The organism is Oceaniglobus ichthyenteri (assembly GCF_003057885.1).
GTDB classification, from domain to species: Bacteria; Pseudomonadota; Alphaproteobacteria; order Rhodobacterales; family Rhodobacteraceae; genus Oceaniglobus; species Oceaniglobus ichthyenteri.
The window spans coordinates 37685-54836 of record NZ_QAGK01000014.1; the positions used below are offsets into that span (position 1 = coordinate 37685).

Genomic DNA, 17152 nt, shown 5'->3' on the forward strand with positions numbered 1-17152 from the left:
ATCAAGAGGAAAGTGATGACGCCGCCAGCACCGAGGCGGTATTTGAGTCCGAAATTGTGGGGTCTTCGCCCTCGGCCAGCTCTAGCAATTCTGCCAGGCGTTTGCGGCCCCGATTGGCGCGGCTTTTGATCGTGCCCACGGCAACGCCGCACATTTCGGCCGCCTCATCATAGGCAAAACCGGCCCCCCCGACCAACATCAGCGCTTCGCGCTGTTCATCGGGCAGTTTTTCAAATGCCTTGCGAAAATCATTCATGGCCAACCGCCCGTCATGGGCCGGTTTTTCTGCCAGGGTCGAGGCCATGACGCCATCGACATCCTCAACCTCGCGTTTGACCTTGCGGCGGCCGGAATAGAATGCGTTGCGCTGAATGGTAAATAACCAGGCCCGCAAATTTGTACCGGGGGTGAAGGATTTGATGTTTTTCCACGCTTTTTCAATCGTGTCCTGCACCAGATCATCGGCGGCAGATGAATTGCGGGTCAACGACATGGCAAACGCGCGCAGGGCCGGAAGGTGATCAACCAACTCGTCCCGGGGATCGGGGTGGTCAGTCATTCGGTGTATCCTGCGTGCGAAGTTTGTCTAACAAATCCTTGAATCTATCCGGCACTTCGGTTTTGTCAGTCTCTTGATAGACCCGACGCAAATTTTCATCGATTTGTTTCATCAGGTCGGATGTGTCCTTGTGGCGGGTCATGCTAAACATATTCCGTTAAAAAGTTACGCGCGTACGGAACCAACTGCGTCAGATTGGGTTTAGTTCCCAACGACGACGATTTTTTTTAAAGGACGACATTCGTATGAATACCGCACCCTCCTCGGCCGAGCTTTCTGAACAAATCGGCAGTGACCTTCCGTTTTTGCGCCGTTATGCCCGGGCGTTGACCGGAAGCCAGGAAACCGGCGATCGGTATGCTGCCGCCACGCTTGAGGCTATATTGGTCGAGCGTTCGATTTTTGACAATGCAATGCAGCCGCGTGTGGCACTTTTTCGTGCCTTCCATCTGATCTGGGCCACGGCCGGTGCGCCCACGGCCGACACCGAAGATCCGATAACCCGGCTTGAATCTGCCGCGCTGGATCACATGGCAGGGCTGACCAACAACACCCGCGAGGCGCTGTTGCTGTCAACCATCGAGGAATTCACATTTCAGGAAATCGGTCAGATCATCGATGTCACCACGGATGAGGCCCGCGAATTGGTCGATGTAGCGATCCGTGAAATGCAGGCATCAATGACCGGCAAGGTCATGATCATCGAGGATGAGGCGATCATCGCGATGGATATTCATTCCATCGTCACCGAAATGGGCCACGAAGTGACCGGCATCGCCCGCACCCGCAAGGCGGCGGTCGATCTGGGCACGCAAAACCGCCCCGATCTGATTTTGTCAGATATTCAGTTGGCTGATAACTCTTCGGGTATTGATGCGGTTGCCGATCTTTTGGCGCAGTTTGATGATATTCCGGTGATCTTCATCACCGCCTTCCCCGAGCGTCTGCTGACAGGTGACAAGCCTGAACCAGCCTTCCTGATCTCCAAACCCTATACCGAAGAACAGGTGCGATCAGCCGTCAGTCAGGCGATGTTCTTTTCCAGCACGGAAACCCTGAAGGCGCCCGTCTGATAAAAATGCCCGCCCGGATCATTCCGGGTGGGCATTTGTCGGCCTGCAGGGTTTGATCAGTTGCGGTTTATCCCCCGCGCGATCATGGTAATCCCAAACAGAACCAGGAAGATAACAAACAGTATTTGCGCAATCCCGGCCGAGGCGCTGGCGATACCGCCAAAACCGAACACGCCCGCGATCAACGCGACAACAAGAAATGTAAGAGCCCAACCAAGCATGGGGTTTCTCCTTTTGAAAGGGTGAAGCCCTGAACAGGGCGTTGCTCTTACAACAACAAATGCAATCGGCGGGTTCCGGGGGTTTTTAAAACAAACATCGGAACCATATCGCGCCGGGCGCGTTTCCTATGTTAAACATACCGACAAAGATTACCGAAAGGATTCGATTCATGGCAAACGCCAAGACCCCAACGACCGAAGATCTGAGCAAACAGGTCGATGAGTTGAAAGAAGATATTCTGAAGCTGACGCAAACCATCACCGACCTGAGCAAGGCAAAAGGTCAGGAACTGACCGGAACCGTGCGCCAGCGTGCCGATGCCGCCCGCGCCGCAGGCGAGGCGCAGATCGCCGAGTTTCAGAGCCAGGCCGTAGCCGGATTTGAAAATGCCGAAGATTATGTGCGCCGTAACCCGGGCACGGCGTTGGGGATTGCCGCAGGTGTTGGCGTATTGGTTGGCCTGATGACGGCGCGCCGCTAGGTCATGCTGACGTTATGGATTGAACGGGCCAAGGACGCTGCCCGCCGCACTGCATTCGGTGCGGCGGGTTTCCTGTGTCTGGTGGTCGGGCTGGGCTTTTTGTCATCGGCCCTGTGGCTGGCAATTGCGGTTGCAAACGGCGCCATGATGGCTTCGCTGATACTGGGCCTGTTGTATGTGGGTGGTGGGCTGATCCTGATTGCCGTCGCGTCCCGTCGGCCCCGGCGTTACGCCCCGCCCCCTTCGCCCAAGGCGGTGAAGCAGGCCGATCTGATCACGGCATTCATGAACGGCGTCAATGCCGGGAAAACTATGAGGCGGTGACAATCCGCCCCAGGATCGGCCCGAGGCTGTCTTCGGTAAATGGCCAGGCCAGGGTTTCGATATCCGGCGTATCCTGTGCCATGCGGTCATCCATTGCGCCCACGATAACCGAACGCCCGGCGCGATTGTGCATCCATTGCCACGCGGGCTGGCCTTCGATATTGCCAAAATTACCCGCGACAAAGGCCAGATCATACAGAGTGTCGTGCATTGCGTCGGCGGCAGACATCGAAATCTTGATGACCGCATCCGGCAGCACGCTGGCGATTGCTTCGGCCAGATCCTGTGCGATCACGGCCTGACGTTCGAGGATAATAATTTTGTTCATGCTAAAATTTCTAATGTGTTTCATACCCACACTATGGCGCACCTTATGGGGTGGTGCATTAAACTATGACATAGCTGGGTAATTATATGACGACGTCCTGCAAACACTGTCCGCTTCGCAAGCGCTCGCTTTTTGCACCGATGAGCGCGGATGAAGTCGCCTTCATGACCCGGTTCAAGGTTGGCGAATTGGAGGTTGAGGCAGGCACCCAGCTGTTGATGGAGGGCGCAAATTCTCCGCAGTTGTTCACGGTGTTTTCCGGGCTTGGCCTGCGCTATAAAACGATGGAAGACGGCAAGCGGCAGGTTTTGAATTTCGTTTTCCCGGGTGATTTTCTGGGAATGCAGGCCGGTGTGATGGGCGAAATGCGCCATTCGATCGAAGCCACGACAGAAATGAAACTCTGCGTGTTCAGCCGATCAGACCTGTGGTCGATGTTCAAAACCACGCCCGCGCGCGCCTTTGATCTGACCTGGATGGCGGCAGTCGAAGAGAACTTTTTGGGCGAAGCCCTGGCGACCATCGGTCAGATGACAGCCACAGAACGCCTGTCTTGGGCGTTTGTGCGCATATTCCAGCGCGCCGAAGCGTTGGAAATGACGCGCGGGCCTGAAATGCGGCTTCCCTATCGTCAACAGGATTTCGCCGATGCCCTGGGTCTGTCATTGGTGCATACCAATAAAACCCTTGGCCGGTTGCGCGAACGGCAATTGGTGCATTGGGCCGAGGGCCGCCTGCGTATTCCCAACCTTGTTGAACTGGCGCGCGTGGCGCAAATTGATCTGGAACAGCCGATGATCCGCCCGATCATGTAATTGCGTCGCCTGCCGCCTCTTCGCCGGCCAAGGGATCAGGCAGGGGCGCGGTGTTTACGGGTTGATCCGATAGCGCGCGTTTGGCCCTGTCAAGTTCGGCGTTCAAAAACCCACCCAACAAAACCACATAGGCGCTGAGATAGAGCCACATCAGCAATGCAATGACCGCGCCCAACGTGCCATAGATTTCGTTATATTTGCCAAAGTTGGCCAGATAATAGGAAAACCCATAAGACGCCGCCGCCCAGATCAGCATCGCCACCACCGCACCGGGGGTAAACCACCGGGGCCGATGGCCGCGCCGATTGGGGCCAAAGCGATAAATCAAACTCAGGCCCATCAACACAACGCTGAGCGCGATCAGCCAACTGACGCTGGACAAGGCAAGCTGTGTCAGCGGCCCAAGCGGCAAAAGAACCAACAAGATCGGCACAATCACCACCGAGGCCAACGCCACCAGCGACACACCGACCAACGCCAGCGTCATGCCAAAGGCAACCAGGATCTGGCGCAAACTGGTTCGGTTCGGGATACGATAAATCGCATTCAGACCCCGGATCAGCGCGGCCACCCCGGCACGGGTTGACCAAAGCGCGGCAACGGTTGAAATGACCGTCGCCCAACCCAACGCGCTGCTGTTGCCACTGACAAGGCGGTTCACCTGATCGTCCAGTATCACAAATGCTTCGGGCGGCATGAATTCAACCAGAAGGCTGAGCTGCGCTTCGACAATGGCCGGGTCCGACACGATGCCCCAAAGCGCGATCACCGCCGCAACCGCCGGAAAAATTGCCAGCATCGCATAAAAAGCAACCCCGGCCGCAATCAGGCCGAGGTTCAATTCGTGCATTCCATTGAAAACGGCCAGACTTGCCCGCCACCAGATTTTGATCGTCTGGTTCATTGCCGCTCCTTTGGGTGAGTTCCTTAGGCGGTTTGACCACGCGGGCCTGCAAAGAACCAGATGATAAAGCCAATGATGGGCAGGATCAGCACCAACAGTGACCACAAAACCTTATTCCCGGTGCTGTTGCGCGAACTGATGATAGAAATCAGCGCCCAAATATCCAACACCAATACGATTAATCCTCCGATACCACCAATATCCAACATAACTCTTTCTCCTGTCAAACGACTGTTGAATATCAAACGCCTGTGGCGCCCTGCGGGTTCCGGTTGTGCCCGCGACGTGGCCCTGACCGGGGTCGAACAGGGGCTGTTATCCTGTGCAGATTTTTCAGGGACTGTCGGGCAGGGGGACAATGGCTGTGAAGTTTCCAGTGTCCGGGGCCAGGGCGATCTGCGATAGACAAGGCGATGATGACCGGAAAACAAGGCTGTTGTGATGTTCAAATTTGACCACCCGTTTTACAAACCTCTGTGGCGGCGCATCGCCATTACTGCGTTTTGCGCACTTTGGGCCATGTTCGAACTGTCGATGGGGGCGCATGTCTGGGCGATGATATTCGCCGCCCTTGCCGGGCTGACGGCGTATCATTTTTTCATCGTCTGGAAAGACGACTGAGCCGCGCCCCTAGCGCAATGTGCGCGCGGCCAGCCAGGCCTGCCAATCGGCGGGGCTTCCGACAAAGGTGTTCAGATCAACCTTGCCCTGTATTCCCGGCACAAGGCCGGTGCCGGAATATTGCCAGAACGTCCAGCGCGCGCCGGGATATACCTTTGACGGATGATCGGCGACCGCGCGAAGCCAGGTTTCCTCGCCCAGTTGCGCGATGGCGTTGCGATCCCAGAAATCGGGTGTGGTATAAATAACGGGCCGCTGGCCGTAATGGCGCGCGATGATGTCGATGAAAATCCGCGCCTCGCGGCGGACATGGTCGGGCGAGGGGCGGTTGGTGCAGGTGGGTGATCGGTGGTTCCATTCAAGATCCAGAACCGGGGGCAGGGCGCGGGGCGTGCGCGGTACGTTTTCAATGAACCACCGGGCCTGTGTGCGGGCATCTGTGCAGAAATAGAAAAAGTGATAGGCCCCCGGGATCACGCCTGCGCGCTGTGCGCCGGTGAAATATTCGGTGAATTTCGGATCGCGTCTGTCGCCGCCCTCTGTCGCCTTGAGATAGGCGAAATTCACGCCATTGGCCCGGGCGGTCGGCCAATCAATCGCCCCCTGCCAACGTGACGCATCAATCCCATGCACGCGGTACCCGCCGGGGTTGCGCCCGGTAAAGGGGTGCGGATCGGCATCGCTGAAATTGGCGCGTGTGGCGGCGGGAAACGGCCCGCCTTGCCCCATGCCCACAGGGGCCGGGCGCGGCGCGCAGGCCACAAGCGTCAGTGCCAGGATGATATACAGGATTCGCATGGGATCACCCTATCGTTTCAACGGCGCGCGGCAATGCCCAACCGAGGGTCAGGCAAACCGCCGGGGCGAAAGTGCGGCAACGGCCGACGCCTCTAACATGGGGGGGCGCCCGTTCACCAGATCGCCCAGCAATTGCGCGGCGGCGGGTGCGGTCTGAAACCCATATCCACCTTGCCCGGCAAGCCAGTAAAACCCCGGCACTTGCCCATCAGCGCCAATCACCAGCGCGCGATCCGGCGCAAAGGTGCGCAGCCCGGCCCAGTTGTGGGTGATACGGGTGACGGGTTCGGTGACCATCTCCTGATACCGCTCCAACCCTTCGGCCAGAACCATATCGTCGGCCCAGGCATCCTGAGGCGACAGGGCGTGTTCTTCGCAGGGGGACACCAGCCATTGCCCGGCGTCAGGTTTGGCATACCAGCCCTCATCCACCCCGTCGACGAACGGCCAATCGGTAACATCATGCCCGCCCGGAGGGGCCATCACCGCCATTGACCGGCGATAGGGTTGCAGACCCAAGGGCGTGACCCCGGCCATCTGTGCCACGTTGTCGGCCCAGGCCCCGGCGGCATTCACCAACATATCGGCCTGTGCGCTGCCGCCCGGCCAGGTTACATGCCAACGGCCCTGGTCGCGGTGAATTTCGCTGATCCGCGCGCCGGTTTCAAACACCGCACCTTGAGCCAAAGCCTGTTTGCGATACCCCTGAATCAACAGATCGGTGTCCAGATCATGCACATCGGGGCGATATCCCGCATGGGCCACACTGGCGCGGTTCAGGATCGGAAACAGCGATTGCGCCGTATCCAGATCCAGTTCGGTCAGGCCGAATGCCGCATTTTCGATGACAAAACTGTCGTGCTGGTCGGTTCGTGCCAACAACATCACGCCGCGTTGGCGCAGAATGCCGTTGTCGTGCAGATGCGCAGCACTGGCCCGGTTCAGGGCGCGCACCGTGTCATTGCCGTAATCCTGCAAAAACATCGCCGCCGACCGCCCCGACGCGTGATAGGCAAGGTGCGGTTCGGCCTCAATCAGTGTCACGTGCGCATCGCGTGACAGCGCAGCGGCCGCCGATACGCCGGCAATGCCACCACCGATAACGATGATATCGCTCATGCTTCCTCAAGGCGGTCGGTGGCAGGGGGCGGTGTGGGCGACAGCGCAGACAGGCGCGCATAAAGCGCATCGTTCATTTCAAACGACAATGCATCCAGCGACGGTTGCAACTGTTCCACATTGCGCGCGCTGATGATCGGGGCTGTAACACCCGGATGGCGCGCGGCCCAGGCCACCGCCAAGGTGGCGGGGTTCACCCCGATGTCGCGCCCGATTTCGGCCAATCCGGCGGCGGCGTCCAGCATCCATTGTTGACCATAGCGTGTCTTATATCTGGCATCATCGGCCAAACGCCCGCTTTCCCCTGCGGCGTATTTCCCTGTCAAAAGGCCGCCACCCAGGGGGGAGTAGGGCACGATGGCAATATCTTCGGCCTGGGCCATGGGCAAAATCTCAACCTCGGCCTGTCGTTTGACGAGGTTGTACATGGGTTGAAACATCGCGATCCGGGTGTCGAATTGCGCCGCGACGGCCTGTGCTTTCATCACTTGCCAGGCGGCATAGTTCGACACGCCGATATGATCGAATTTGCCCGCCTGCTGCAATTCGGCCAGGGTTTCGAAGGTTTCTTCAACCGGCGTTTCATCATCCCAGCGGTGCAGGTATAATATTTCGACCCGGTCCATTTTAAGCCGGTCCAGACATTCGGCAAAGCTGGCGCGCAGGTTGTCGCGGCCACCGCCGCCCTGATACCCCACCTTGGTGGCGATGATCAGCTGATCACGATCCTGCGCCGCAAACTGCCCCAAAAGCCGTTCGGATTCGCCGCCCGTATAAACATAGGCGGTATCGAAAAAGTTGATCCCGGCCGCGCGGCAGGCATCATACATTTCGCGTGATTGGGTGGCGTCCGCCTTGCCGCCAAATTGCATGGCGCCAAAACAAAACCGGGAAAGCGGGGCGCCATTTGGCGCGGTGAATGAATGTGTCATGGCCAAAAGGTGCCATGCCAAACATGGTTTGAACAGCCCCCCGTCAGGTCGTGTTCAAATAAAAAAGGGCGCGCCAGTTGCCCGGCGCGCCCCAAATTCAAAACACCGTCAGCTTAGTTGGGGATTTCGCTCTTCATGCCTTCGACATAGAAATCCATGCTCAGCAGCGCGCCATCCTCGGCGGTTTCGCCTTCGGCCAACCATACACTGCCGTCCTGCTTGTTCAGCGGTCCGGTGAAGGGATGATACTCGCCCGCGGCGATCTTGTCCTTCAGCGCGAGAGCTTCTTCTTTCACATCTTCAGGGATGCCGGTGATCTCGCCGATTTCGACCATTCCGGGTGCGATACCGTCCCAGGTGTCTGACGTTTCCCATGTGCCATCCATCACCGCCTGAACGCGGTCGATGTAATAGGGGGCCCAGTTGTCGATGATCGAACTGACGCGTGGCATGGGTTTGTATTCGGCCATATCCGAAGCCTGACCAAATGCGATCACGTTACCGGCCTCTTGGGCGGCGGCGTGGGGCGCGGTTGAATCCGTGTGCTGCAAAAGAACGTCGTTGCCCTGTTCGATCAGGGCCTTGGCGGCGTCGGCCTCTTTGGCGGGGTCAAACCACGTGTAAGCCCAGATGATATTGAATTCGACATCAGGATTGGCCTTTTTGGCATGAATATAGGCCGAATTGATGCCGCGCAGGACCTCGGGAATGGGGAAAGACGCGATATAGCCGATCTTGTTGGTCTTGGTCATCTTGCCCGCGATATGACCCAGAACAGCGCGCCCTTCGTAAAAACGGGCGTTGTAGATGGCCAGATTGGGGGCTGTCTTGTATCCGGTGGCGTGCTCGAATTTCACATTCGGGAACTTTGCCGCAACATTGGCAGCCGGGTCCATGAATCCGAACGAGGTGGCAAAAATCAGATCGGTTCCTGACAGCGCCATTTGCGTCATCACCCGCTCGGCGTCGGCGCCTTCGGGCACGCTTTCCTGATAGACGGTTTCGACCTTGTCGCCAAAATGTTCGATAACCTTCAGGCGGGCCTGATCGTGTTCATAGGTGTATCCGCCATCACCGATCGGCCCGACATAAACAAATCCGACTTTCACCTTGTCGGTTTGGGCGAATGCGCCCGTGGCCAATACGGCAAGCGCAGCGGTGGCGCCCAAAAGTGTTCTGCGTTTCATGTTTGCGACTCCCTTAATACGTTTTCGATAGTACCATGATTGGTTTTCGGTGTGTTGGGCAAGCGTGATGTTACAATTCCCACAAGGATTTCCATAGGTTCAGGATGAGGCATGGAAAATCCGGCCCAGCATTGCGGGTGCAACGGCGGCCCCCCTTTGCGTGGCCGACATGATGACCAGCACGATGATGGTAATCACAAACGGCGACATCGACAGTATTTCAACCGGCACCGGCACGCCCGCCGCCTGCAGGTTCAATTGCAACACGGTGATGCCGCCAAAAAGATAGGCGCCCAGCAAAACACGGCCCGCGCGCCAACTGGAAAATACCACAATCGCCAGCGCGATCCAGCCGGCACCGGCGGTCATGCCATCGGTCCATTGGGGCACGCGCACCAGGCTGATATAGGCGCCGCCCATGCCCGCACAGGCCCCGCCAAAGGCAATGGCGGCCAGGCGAATGCGCACCACCTTGTATCCCAGGGCGTGGGCCGCATCATGGCTTTCCCCGACCGCGCGCAAGATCAGCCCGCCGCGGGTGAATTTCAAAAACGCCCAGACAGCGGCGACAAGGGCAAGGGCGAAATACACCATCCAATCGTGGCTGAACAAAATCCGCCCGACCACCGGCAGATCGCTCAGCGGGCCCATGTCCAACTTGGGTGTCGCGGGCGGTTTGATGCCGCGATAACCTTGGCCGATCATTGCCGAAATCCCCAACCCGAACAGCGTCAGCGCCAGCCCGGTCGCCACCTGATTGCTGAGCAAATATTGGGTCAGTATCCCAAAGATCAAAGCCATGACCGCGCCGCCAACCGCCGCCAGAACAAAGCCCAGAACCGGCGATCCGGTTTCAACCGCCACGGCAAAGCCGCAGATCGCACCGGTGATCATCATGCCCTCAACCCCCAAGTTCAGAACCCCGGATTTTTCCACCACCAATTCGCCCAGTGCTGCCAGGATAATCGGCGTTGAGGCCACCATCAGCGATGCAATCAGCAATACAGGATCAATCGCGCCCAAGTTCATACCGTCGCCCCCTTGCCAATCCGCACGCGGTAATTGGTCAATACATCAACAGCCAACAGAAAAAACAGCAACATTCCCTGAAACGCCTGAATCGCCGCCGCCGGCAGGCCCAGCATGAATTGCGCCAATTCGCCCCCGATATAGGTCAGCGCCATCAACAGTCCCGCCAGCAAAATGCCCACCGGGTGCAACCGCCCCAAAAACGCCACGATAATGGCGGTAAACCCATAACCGATGTTGAAATCAATGCTGATCTGGCCCGCCGGGCCGGCCACTTCGAACACGCCGGCCAATCCCGCCAACCCACCCGAGAGACCAAGGCACAACAAAACAAGGCGTGCAGGGTTCACCCCGGCAAACCGTGCCGCCCGCGGGCTTTGCCCGGCCAGACGAATGTGAAACCCGGTCATATGCCGGTTCAACAGGATATAGGCAAAGATCACCGCGATAAACGCCGCCACCACGCCCCAATGCATGCCCGTGCCCGCAATCAATTCGGGGTTCGATGCAGCGCCGTATTGCTGCAAATTCCGGCTGCCCGGAAATCCGCCACCTTCGGGGTTACGCAACAGGCCCAGTGCCATCGAGGCAAGGATTTGTTCGGCCACATAAACCAGCAAGAGCGATACCAAAATCTCGTTGGTGTTGAACCGTGTGCGCAATATCCCCGGAATCATTGCCCATGCAAATCCGCCCAACGCCCCGGCCGCCACCATCAGCGGAAAGATGATCCACAAATCCGCCGGATAAAACGCCAACGCCACCGATGCGCCACAGATCGCGCCGATGATGTATTGCCCTTCGGCCCCGATGTTCCAGACCCCGGCGCGAAACCCCAGCGACAGACCGATCGCGATCAAAATCAAAGGCCCCGCCTTGACCAAAAGCTGTGGGCGGGAATATCCGGCAAATTGCGGATCAAACAAAGGATCCCAGAATATCGTGCGGATCGCCGCCACCGGGTCTTTGCCCAGCAATGCAAACATGATCCCACCCGCAACCATCGTCAGCAGCACGGCAACCAAAGGCGTTGCCACTGTCCATACCTTTGAGGGTTCGGGGCGTTTTTCCAACCGGATCATCGGCAGCCCCCCGTTGTGTTGAATTGTTCGGAAAATTCAGCCGCCGACATGGGCCACCTCCATATCATGTGCGCCGCCCAACATCAGGCCGATATCCTCAACACTCAGCCCTTGCGCGGGGCGGGCGGGCGACAGGGTGCCTTCGTTCATGGCGCAAAACCGGTCGGATATTTCCATCAGCTCGTCCAGATCCTGACTGATCACGATGACGGCGGCACCTTGGTCGGCCAGATCCAGAAGAGCCTGGCGAATTGCAGCAGCGGCGCTGGCATCGACGCCCCATGTGGGTTGGTTCACGACCAGCACGCCGGGGTGTTGCAAAATCTCGCGCCCGATGACGAATTTCTGCAAATTCCCCCCCGACAGGGCCCGCGCCGCATTGCCGGGGCCGGGGGTGCGCACATCGAATTTCTTGATGATATCCTCGGCAAATTGCCGCGCCGCGCGCCAGTTCAGAAACCCGTTGTGCACCAGGTTCTTGCGCTGTGCGCCGGTCAGCATGGCATTTTCCGTCAGGCTCATATCCGGGGCGGCGGCATGGCCCAGACGCTCTTCCGGGGCGGTAAGCAGCCCAAGGGCGCGCCGCGCGTTGGGGCCTTTGTCGCCGATGGGCGCGCCGTTCAGGGTGATTGCACCGGGGGTTGTCACCATCTCGCCCGACAGGGCCGACAACAGTTCATCCTGTCCGTTTCCGGCCACCCCGCCGATGCCCAACACTTCGCCCGCGCACAGGTTCAGCGCGATATCCTTTAGCGCCGTGCCAAAGGCATGGGCCGCGGGCAATGACAGCCCCTGCACCGACAGAACCTGTGCGCCCGCATCGCGCGCGTCGCGTGACGGCGTGTGCAATGTTTGCCCCACCATCAATTCGGCCAATTCCCGCGCCGATTTTTCGCGCGGATTGCAATTGGCCACGACTTTCCCCAACCGCAGGATCGTGGCCCCGTCGCACAGGTCGCGAATTTCCTCAAGCTTGTGGGAAATATACAGAATCGCCGTGCCCTCGGCCGCCAATTGGCGCAGGGTGCGGAACAAGATCTCAACCTCTTGCGGGGTCAGAACGCTGGTGGGTTCGTCCATGATCAGAAGTTTCGGATCTTGCAACAGGCAGCGGATGATCTCGATCCTCTGGCGCTCCCCGGCGCTCAACTCGCCCACCTGCCGGGTCGGATCAAGCGGCAGGCCATATTCATGGCTGACCTCGCGGATCCGCGCCGACAGGGTGCGCCGGGGCGGTGGGTTCTCCATGCCCAGGGCGATGTTTTCGGCCACATCCAGCGCATTGAACAGGGAAAAATGTTGAAATACCATCGCCACGCCTGCCGCGCGCGCCGCATTGGGCGTGGCCGGGGCATAGGGCGCACCGCGCAGATGCATCGTGCCACTGTCAGGGCGCACCAGACCATAGATCATTTTGACCAGTGTGGATTTGCCCGCCCCGTTTTCGCCAAGCAGTGCATGCACCTTGCCCGGTGCCACGCTAAACCCGACATTGTCGTTGGCCACGACACCAGGATAGGCCTTGGTCAATCCGTCGATCCGCAATAGTTCAGCGGTTTGTGTCACGCGTGCGCCCTCGCTGCTAAAGGTTCCTTCTGGCCCAGTCCTGAAAACGAGGCAACGGTCTTTGTTTTGAAAACCGGGTCTATTTTCGCGCCCGGGCAGTTTGTCGGGCGGGGGATCGGGCCGTGTCGGGGTGGGGTGAAAGCGGGAATTTGCGGCAAATCAAACGTCACTCCTGCACCCGTTGTACCGCGCGCAAAACCTGTTCGCCGGTCGCGGGCGCATCCAGTGCCGGATAGGTGGTGCCACAGGCCGCCACCGCATGACCGAGTGCCATCAACGCCGAAATGCCCAACATCAACGGCGGCTCACCCACGGCCTTTGAGCGGTACACCGTTGCCGCCCGGTTCGGTTGATCCCACAACGCGACGTTAAAGATTTCGGGCCGATCGGAACAGGCCGGTATCTTATAGGTGCTGGGCGCATGGGTGCGCAGACGGCCCGCATCGTCCCATACCAACTCTTCCGTGGTCAGCCATCCCGCGCCCTGCACATAGCCGCCTTCGATCTGACCAATGTCCAGCGCCGGGTTCAGCGACGCGCCCGCATCGTGCAACAGATCGGCGCGCAATATACGGTTTTCCCCGGTCAAGGTGTCAATCACCACTTCGGTCACGGCGGCGCCATAGGCGAAATACAAAAACGGCCGCCCCCGCCCGGCAATCCGATCCCAGGATATATCAGGCGTGGCATAAAACCCCGTCGCCGACAGGGAAACGCGGTTCTGATAACACAGCGCCGCTGCCTCGGCGAAATCATACCGGGCATCGGCCACGCGAACCTGCCCGCCCGAAAACACCACCGTGCCGGGTTTTGCCTGATGCAACCCGGCCAGAAACTCCGCCATCCTGTCACGGATCGTGTCACAGGCGGCCTGCACCGCCATGCCGTTCAAATCCGTGCCCGATGACGCGGCGGTGGCACTGGTGTTTGGTACCTTGCCGGTATCTGTCGCGGTGATTTTTACGGCCGCAACATCCACCCCAAACCGCGCCGCGGCCACCTGTGCAACCTTTTGAAACAGGCCCTGGCCCATTTCGGTGCCGCCGTGATTCATGTGAATCGACCCGTCCTGATAGACATGCACCAAGGCGCCGGCCTGATTCAGATGGGTCAGGGTGAAGGAAATACCAAACTTCACCGGCGTCAGCGCGATGCCTTTTTTCAACACCGGCTGTTCAGCATTCCAGGCGGCCACCGCTGCGCGCCGCGCCGTATAATCCGACGTTTCAACCAAACGGTCCACCATTTCATGCAAAATGAAATCGGTCACTGGCATGTGATAGGGCGTGGTTTGCACATCTTCACCCGGCTCAAAATCCCCCTCAGCCGCCATGTCGCCCGTCGCCCCGCGCGAGGCAAGATCACCGTCGCCCGGTTTTTTCTTGCTCAAAATATCCTCGGGGGGGCGGCCAGAGGCCGGGGGGGCAGACAGCCCCCCTTCCACGCTATCCCCAGACGCAGGCGCGTAAAAATTCAACCGCCGCACCTCCAACGGGTCACGCCTCACGACATGGGCCAGATGATCCAGCACCCGTTCGATCCCGACCATGCCTTGTGGGCCGCCAAAACCACGAAAGGCCGTGGCGCTTTGGGTGTTGGTTTTCAACCGGTGGCTTTCAATCCGCACATGGTTCAGCAGATAGGCATTATCGGCATGCAGCATCGCCCGGTCGGCCACGGGCAGTGATAAATCCTGTGCCCAGCCACAGCGCGCGTATTGTACAAACTCAAGACCCAGGATCCGCCCCGCATCGTCATGACCCACGCGATAGGTGATGCGGAAATCATGGCGTTTGCCGGTGATGGTGAAGTCGTCATCGCGGTCATAGCGCATTTTGCAGGCCCGTCCGGTGCGCCGCGCCGCCACGGCACAGATCACCGCCAAGGCATTGCCTTGGCTTTCCTTGCCGCCAAATCCGCCGCCCATCCGGCGCACTTCGACCCGGACGCCGTGCATGGGAATGCCCAGGGCCTCGGCGACTTTATGTTGAATTTCGGTGGGGTGTTGCGATGAGGAGTGCACCACCATATCGCCGCCCTCTTGCGGCAGGGCCAGAGCCGCTTGCCCCTCAAGGTAAAAATGCTCTTGCCCGCCAATTTCGATCTGGCCGGTCAACAGATGCGGGGCCGCTGCGATGGCGGCTTCTGCGTCGCCTTTGCCATAGATGCGCGGGCCGTCCTCAAACCGGCTGTTGGCGGCAAGAGCGGCGTCAATGGTCAGGATGGCGGGACGTTCGGTATAATCGATGCGCCCCAAAGTGGCCGCCTTGCGCGCCGCAAGATGGCTGTTGGCGATCACTGCAAAAATGGGCTGACCGATGTAATGCACCGTCTCACTTGCTAACAATTCCTCATCATGGATTGAGGGGGACACATCATTGGCAAAGGGCAGATCGGCGGCGGTCAAAACGTCGATCACGCCGGGGGCGGCGCGCACTGCGCTCAGGTCCAGCGCGGTGATCTGGCCGTGGGCCACCGTGGCCAGTCCAAAGGCCAGGTGCAGACAATCGCCGGGCACCGGAATATCATCGACATAGCGCGCAGTGCCGGTCACATGCAGGCGCGCCGCATCATGGGGTAGCGGTTTCGTCGCCGGATCAGGAGAGCGTTGGTTATTCATGCCCGCACCTCCAGTACCCGTGTGGTGCCGCCCAGATCCTCAAGCAGATAGCGGGTCAAAAGGCCGCGCGCGACATCCAGACGATAGGTGGCGCTGGCGCGCATATCGCTGAGCGGTTGAAAATCCTGGGCCCACGCATCCCAGGCCCCGGCCACCGCCTCGGCGCCCCAGGGCTGGCCGATGATCGCTTGTTCCACATTATGCGCGCGTTTTGGTGTGCCAGCCATGCCGCCAAAGGCAATGCGCGCACCGGTGACCCGATTGTCCTGAACCGTGATGTTGAAACAGCCGCAAACGGCACTGATGTCCTGATCGAACCGTTTTGAGATTTTATAGCATTTCAACCGGTCCTTTTGGCGCGGAAAGCTGACCGCCTCAACAAATTCGCCTGGTGCGCGGTCTTGTTTGCCATAGTCGATGAAGAAATTTTCCAGCAGGATATCGCGCCGGGTGTCGCCGTGGCGCAGATGCAATGTGGCCCCCAGGGCGATTAAGGCCGGGGGGCTGTCGCCAATCGGCGAGCCGTTGGCGATATTGCCGCCCACGGTGGCGGCATTGCGCACCTGAACACTGCCGTACCGGCGGATCATTTCGGCAAAATCGGGGTGGTACGTGGCCATCACCGGCCACAAATCCGACAGGGTCGCCCCTGCGCCGATGCGAATGGTGGTATCGCTGACGGTGATCGCGCGCATGTCGTCGATACCGTTCAAAAACGCGATTTCGCCCAGATCGCGGTGCTGTTTCGTGACCCACAGGCCCACATCGGTGGCCCCGGCGATCAGCGTGGCGTCCGGATGATCGGCGTACCAGCGCGCCAGATCATCGGTGGTTTTGGGTTGATAGGGGGCTGGGGGGCTGTCTGCCCCCCCGGCCTTTGGCCGCCCCCCCGAGGATATTTTTGAAACAGAAATGGGGGCGAGCCAATCGGGGATCGGTTTGTCCTGCGCGGCGGTTGCGGCGCGGATGATCGGAGCATAGCCGGTGCAGCGGCACAGGTTTCCGGCGAGTTGATCATTATGATCGGTGCGGCCATTCAGATGCGCCGTGGCCATGGAAACAATGAAACCCGGCGTGCAGAACCCGCATTGCGATCCATGATGGTCGATCATCGCCTCTTGCACCGGGTGCAATTCGCCGTCGGGGCCGGTGATGCCTTCGACGGTGGTGATTGATTTGCCGTCAAGTTGCGGCAGGAACAGGATACAGGCGTTCAGAGCGCGGTGGCCGCGATCATCGCTGATCATGACGGTGCAGGCGCCACAGTCGCCTTCGTTGCAGCCTTCCTTGGTGCCGGTCAGGCGCCGGGTATCGCGCAGCCAATCCAGCAGCGTGCGTGTGGCGGGCTGATCGGCCACTGTCACGGTTTCCCCGTTCAGAAGAAACGAAATGCTCATCACGTTGATCCGCCGCGTTCTGTTCCCTGGGGGCCAACGCACCGCTGCCCGATGCGGCGTAAAGCAGTGGTGCGACCCTTTGTAACAGCAAAGCG

At 59.3% G+C, this 17152-nt stretch carries 20 protein-coding genes; 5 read left to right on the top strand and 15 right to left on the bottom strand.

Annotated elements, in window-relative coordinates; translation table 11 throughout:
- Window position 1: 1 nt before the first annotated feature.
- Both C8265_RS16820 and C8265_RS16825 read right to left on the bottom strand, forming a co-directional pair.
- Window positions 2–559 (bottom strand): RNA polymerase sigma factor, encoded by a 558-nt coding sequence (locus C8265_RS16820; protein ID WP_108485193.1) that lies wholly within the window; start codon window positions 557–559, stop codon window positions 2–4.
- The gene (locus C8265_RS16825; RefSeq protein WP_108485194.1) at window positions 552–701 is read right to left on the bottom strand and encodes a NepR family anti-sigma factor; all 150 of its coding nucleotides are present in this window, start codon (window positions 699–701) and stop codon (window positions 552–554) included. The genes C8265_RS16820 and C8265_RS16825 overlap by 8 nt, the downstream gene beginning before the upstream one ends.
- 103 nt (window positions 702–804) lie before the next feature.
- On the opposite strand from C8265_RS16825, the gene C8265_RS16830 reads away from it, so the two are divergent.
- Window positions 805–1632, top strand: a complete 828-nt coding sequence (locus C8265_RS16830) for a response regulator (RefSeq protein ID WP_108485195.1) — start codon at window positions 805–807, stop codon at window positions 1630–1632.
- Between the two features lie 56 nt (window positions 1633–1688).
- Here C8265_RS16830 and C8265_RS16835 read toward each other — a convergent pair whose 3' ends face one another.
- Window positions 1689–1853 carry a DUF1328 domain-containing protein gene (locus C8265_RS16835; RefSeq protein ID WP_108485196.1) on the bottom strand — a complete coding sequence of 55 codons (165 nt, stop codon included), beginning with the start codon at window positions 1851–1853 and terminating at the stop codon, window positions 1689–1691.
- 170 nt (window positions 1854–2023) lie between these two features.
- On the opposite strand from C8265_RS16835, the gene C8265_RS16840 reads away from it, so the two are divergent.
- Complete coding sequence (locus C8265_RS16840; RefSeq protein WP_206050359.1) at window positions 2024–2335, top strand: ElaB/YgaM/YqjD family protein; 312 nt, start codon at window positions 2024–2026, stop codon at window positions 2333–2335.
- Window positions 2336–2338: 3 nt separating this feature from the next.
- Complete coding sequence (locus tag C8265_RS16845) at window positions 2339–2659, top strand: phage holin family protein (RefSeq protein ID WP_108485198.1); 321 nt, start codon at window positions 2339–2341, stop codon at window positions 2657–2659.
- On the opposite strand, the gene C8265_RS16850 is transcribed toward C8265_RS16845, so the two are convergent.
- Window positions 2646–2987, bottom strand: coding sequence for a hypothetical protein (locus tag C8265_RS16850; protein WP_108485199.1), 342 nt, complete (start codon window positions 2985–2987; stop codon window positions 2646–2648). The two genes, C8265_RS16845 and C8265_RS16850, sit on opposite strands and share 14 nt — an antisense overlap.
- Before the next feature lie 86 nt (window positions 2988–3073).
- Here C8265_RS16850 and C8265_RS16855 point away from each other — a divergent pair, with 86 nt between their 5' ends.
- Window positions 3074–3802, top strand: coding sequence for a Crp/Fnr family transcriptional regulator (locus C8265_RS16855; RefSeq protein WP_108485200.1), 729 nt, complete (start codon window positions 3074–3076; stop codon window positions 3800–3802).
- On the opposite strand, the gene C8265_RS16860 is transcribed toward C8265_RS16855, so the two are convergent.
- Window positions 3795–4706 carry a YihY/virulence factor BrkB family protein gene (locus C8265_RS16860; protein WP_108485201.1) on the bottom strand — a complete coding sequence of 304 codons (912 nt, stop codon included), beginning with the start codon at window positions 4704–4706 and terminating at the stop codon, window positions 3795–3797. The two genes, C8265_RS16855 and C8265_RS16860, sit on opposite strands and share 8 nt — an antisense overlap.
- 23 nt (window positions 4707–4729) lie before the next feature.
- Window positions 4730–4915 carry a PLD nuclease N-terminal domain-containing protein gene (locus C8265_RS16865; protein WP_108485202.1) on the bottom strand — a complete coding sequence of 62 codons (186 nt, stop codon included), beginning with the start codon at window positions 4913–4915 and terminating at the stop codon, window positions 4730–4732.
- A gap of 232 nt (window positions 4916–5147) precedes the next feature.
- On the opposite strand from C8265_RS16865, the gene C8265_RS16870 reads away from it, so the two are divergent.
- Complete coding sequence (locus C8265_RS16870; protein ID WP_108485203.1) at window positions 5148–5327, top strand: hypothetical protein; 180 nt, start codon at window positions 5148–5150, stop codon at window positions 5325–5327.
- 9 nt (window positions 5328–5336) lie between these two features.
- On the opposite strand, the gene C8265_RS16875 is transcribed toward C8265_RS16870, so the two are convergent.
- The 9 genes from C8265_RS16875 to xdhA all read right to left on the bottom strand — a co-directional run bounded on the left by C8265_RS16875 (window position 5337) and on the right by xdhA (window position 17057).
- Window positions 5337–6125 carry a glycoside hydrolase family 25 protein gene (locus C8265_RS16875; RefSeq protein WP_108485204.1) on the bottom strand — a complete coding sequence of 263 codons (789 nt, stop codon included), beginning with the start codon at window positions 6123–6125 and terminating at the stop codon, window positions 5337–5339.
- A gap of 48 nt (window positions 6126–6173) precedes the next feature.
- Window positions 6174–7244, bottom strand: coding sequence for an NAD(P)/FAD-dependent oxidoreductase (locus C8265_RS16880; RefSeq protein WP_108485205.1), 1071 nt, complete (start codon window positions 7242–7244; stop codon window positions 6174–6176).
- Entirely contained in the window at window positions 7241–8176 is a 936-nt protein-coding gene (locus C8265_RS16885; protein ID WP_108485206.1) for an aldo/keto reductase, read from the bottom strand. The genes C8265_RS16880 and C8265_RS16885 overlap by 4 nt, the downstream gene beginning before the upstream one ends.
- A 113-nt stretch (window positions 8177–8289) precedes the next feature.
- The gene (locus C8265_RS16890; RefSeq protein WP_108485207.1) at window positions 8290–9363 is read right to left on the bottom strand and encodes a BMP family ABC transporter substrate-binding protein; all 1074 of its coding nucleotides are present in this window, start codon (window positions 9361–9363) and stop codon (window positions 8290–8292) included.
- Window positions 9364–9462: 99 nt separating this feature from the next.
- The gene (locus C8265_RS16895) at window positions 9463–10392 is read right to left on the bottom strand and encodes an ABC transporter permease (RefSeq protein WP_206050360.1); all 930 of its coding nucleotides are present in this window, start codon (window positions 10390–10392) and stop codon (window positions 9463–9465) included.
- On the bottom strand, window positions 10389–11474 hold the full coding sequence (locus C8265_RS16900) for an ABC transporter permease (RefSeq protein ID WP_108485208.1): 1086 nt from the start codon (window positions 11472–11474) through the stop codon (window positions 10389–10391). Before C8265_RS16900 ends, C8265_RS16895 begins: the two co-directional genes overlap by 4 nt.
- 36 nt (window positions 11475–11510) lie before the next feature.
- A complete protein-coding gene (locus tag C8265_RS16905; RefSeq protein ID WP_108485209.1) occupies window positions 11511–13040 on the bottom strand; it encodes an ABC transporter ATP-binding protein in 1530 nt (509 codons plus the stop codon).
- 166 nt (window positions 13041–13206) lie between these two features.
- Window positions 13207–15660, bottom strand: coding sequence for a xanthine dehydrogenase molybdopterin binding subunit (gene xdhB / locus C8265_RS16910; protein WP_108485210.1), 2454 nt, complete (start codon window positions 15658–15660; stop codon window positions 13207–13209).
- Window positions 15657–17057 (bottom strand): xanthine dehydrogenase small subunit, encoded by a 1401-nt coding sequence (gene xdhA, locus C8265_RS16915; RefSeq protein WP_108485211.1) that lies wholly within the window; start codon window positions 17055–17057, stop codon window positions 15657–15659. The genes xdhB and xdhA overlap by 4 nt, the downstream gene beginning before the upstream one ends.
- Window positions 17058–17152 lie beyond the last annotated feature (95 nt).

Bases quoted from the DNA above. Each gene is read 5' to 3' on its own strand.
- C8265_RS16875 (WP_108485204.1), bottom strand. From the start codon at position 6,125: ATGCGAATCCTGTATATCATCCTGGCACTGACGCTTGTGGCCTGCGCG.
- C8265_RS16830 (WP_108485195.1), top strand. From the start codon at position 805: ATGAATACCGCACCCTCCTCGGCCGAGCTTTCTGAACAAATCGGCAGT.
- C8265_RS16870 (WP_108485203.1), top strand. From the start codon at position 5,148: ATGTTCAAATTTGACCACCCGTTTTACAAACCTCTGTGGCGGCGCATC.
- C8265_RS16890 (WP_108485207.1), bottom strand. From the start codon at position 9,363: ATGAAACGCAGAACACTTTTGGGCGCCACCGCTGCGCTTGCCGTATTG.
- C8265_RS16885 (WP_108485206.1), bottom strand. From the start codon at position 8,176: ATGACACATTCATTCACCGCGCCAAATGGCGCCCCGCTTTCCCGGTTT.
- C8265_RS16860 (WP_108485201.1), bottom strand. From the start codon at position 4,706: ATGAACCAGACGATCAAAATCTGGTGGCGGGCAAGTCTGGCCGTTTTC.
- C8265_RS16840 (WP_206050359.1), top strand. From the start codon at position 2,024: ATGGCAAACGCCAAGACCCCAACGACCGAAGATCTGAGCAAACAGGTC.
- C8265_RS16855 (WP_108485200.1), top strand. From the start codon at position 3,074: ATGACGACGTCCTGCAAACACTGTCCGCTTCGCAAGCGCTCGCTTTTT.
- C8265_RS16865 (WP_108485202.1), bottom strand. From the start codon at position 4,915: ATGTTGGATATTGGTGGTATCGGAGGATTAATCGTATTGGTGTTGGAT.
- C8265_RS16900 (WP_108485208.1), bottom strand. From the start codon at position 11,474: ATGATCCGGTTGGAAAAACGCCCCGAACCCTCAAAGGTATGGACAGTG.
- C8265_RS16880 (WP_108485205.1), bottom strand. From the start codon at position 7,244: ATGAGCGATATCATCGTTATCGGTGGTGGCATTGCCGGCGTATCGGCG.
- C8265_RS16895 (WP_206050360.1), bottom strand. From the start codon at position 10,392: ATGAACTTGGGCGCGATTGATCCTGTATTGCTGATTGCATCGCTGATG.
- xdhB (WP_108485210.1), bottom strand. From the start codon at position 15,660: ATGAATAACCAACGCTCTCCTGATCCGGCGACGAAACCGCTACCCCAT.
- C8265_RS16825 (WP_108485194.1), bottom strand. From the start codon at position 701: ATGACCCGCCACAAGGACACATCCGACCTGATGAAACAAATCGATGAA.
- C8265_RS16835 (WP_108485196.1), bottom strand. From the start codon at position 1,853: ATGCTTGGTTGGGCTCTTACATTTCTTGTTGTCGCGTTGATCGCGGGC.
- xdhA (WP_108485211.1), bottom strand. From the start codon at position 17,057: ATGAGCATTTCGTTTCTTCTGAACGGGGAAACCGTGACAGTGGCCGAT.
- C8265_RS16850 (WP_108485199.1), bottom strand. From the start codon at position 2,987: ATGAACAAAATTATTATCCTCGAACGTCAGGCCGTGATCGCACAGGAT.
- C8265_RS16820 (WP_108485193.1), bottom strand. From the start codon at position 559: ATGACTGACCACCCCGATCCCCGGGACGAGTTGGTTGATCACCTTCCG.
- C8265_RS16845 (WP_108485198.1), top strand. From the start codon at position 2,339: ATGCTGACGTTATGGATTGAACGGGCCAAGGACGCTGCCCGCCGCACT.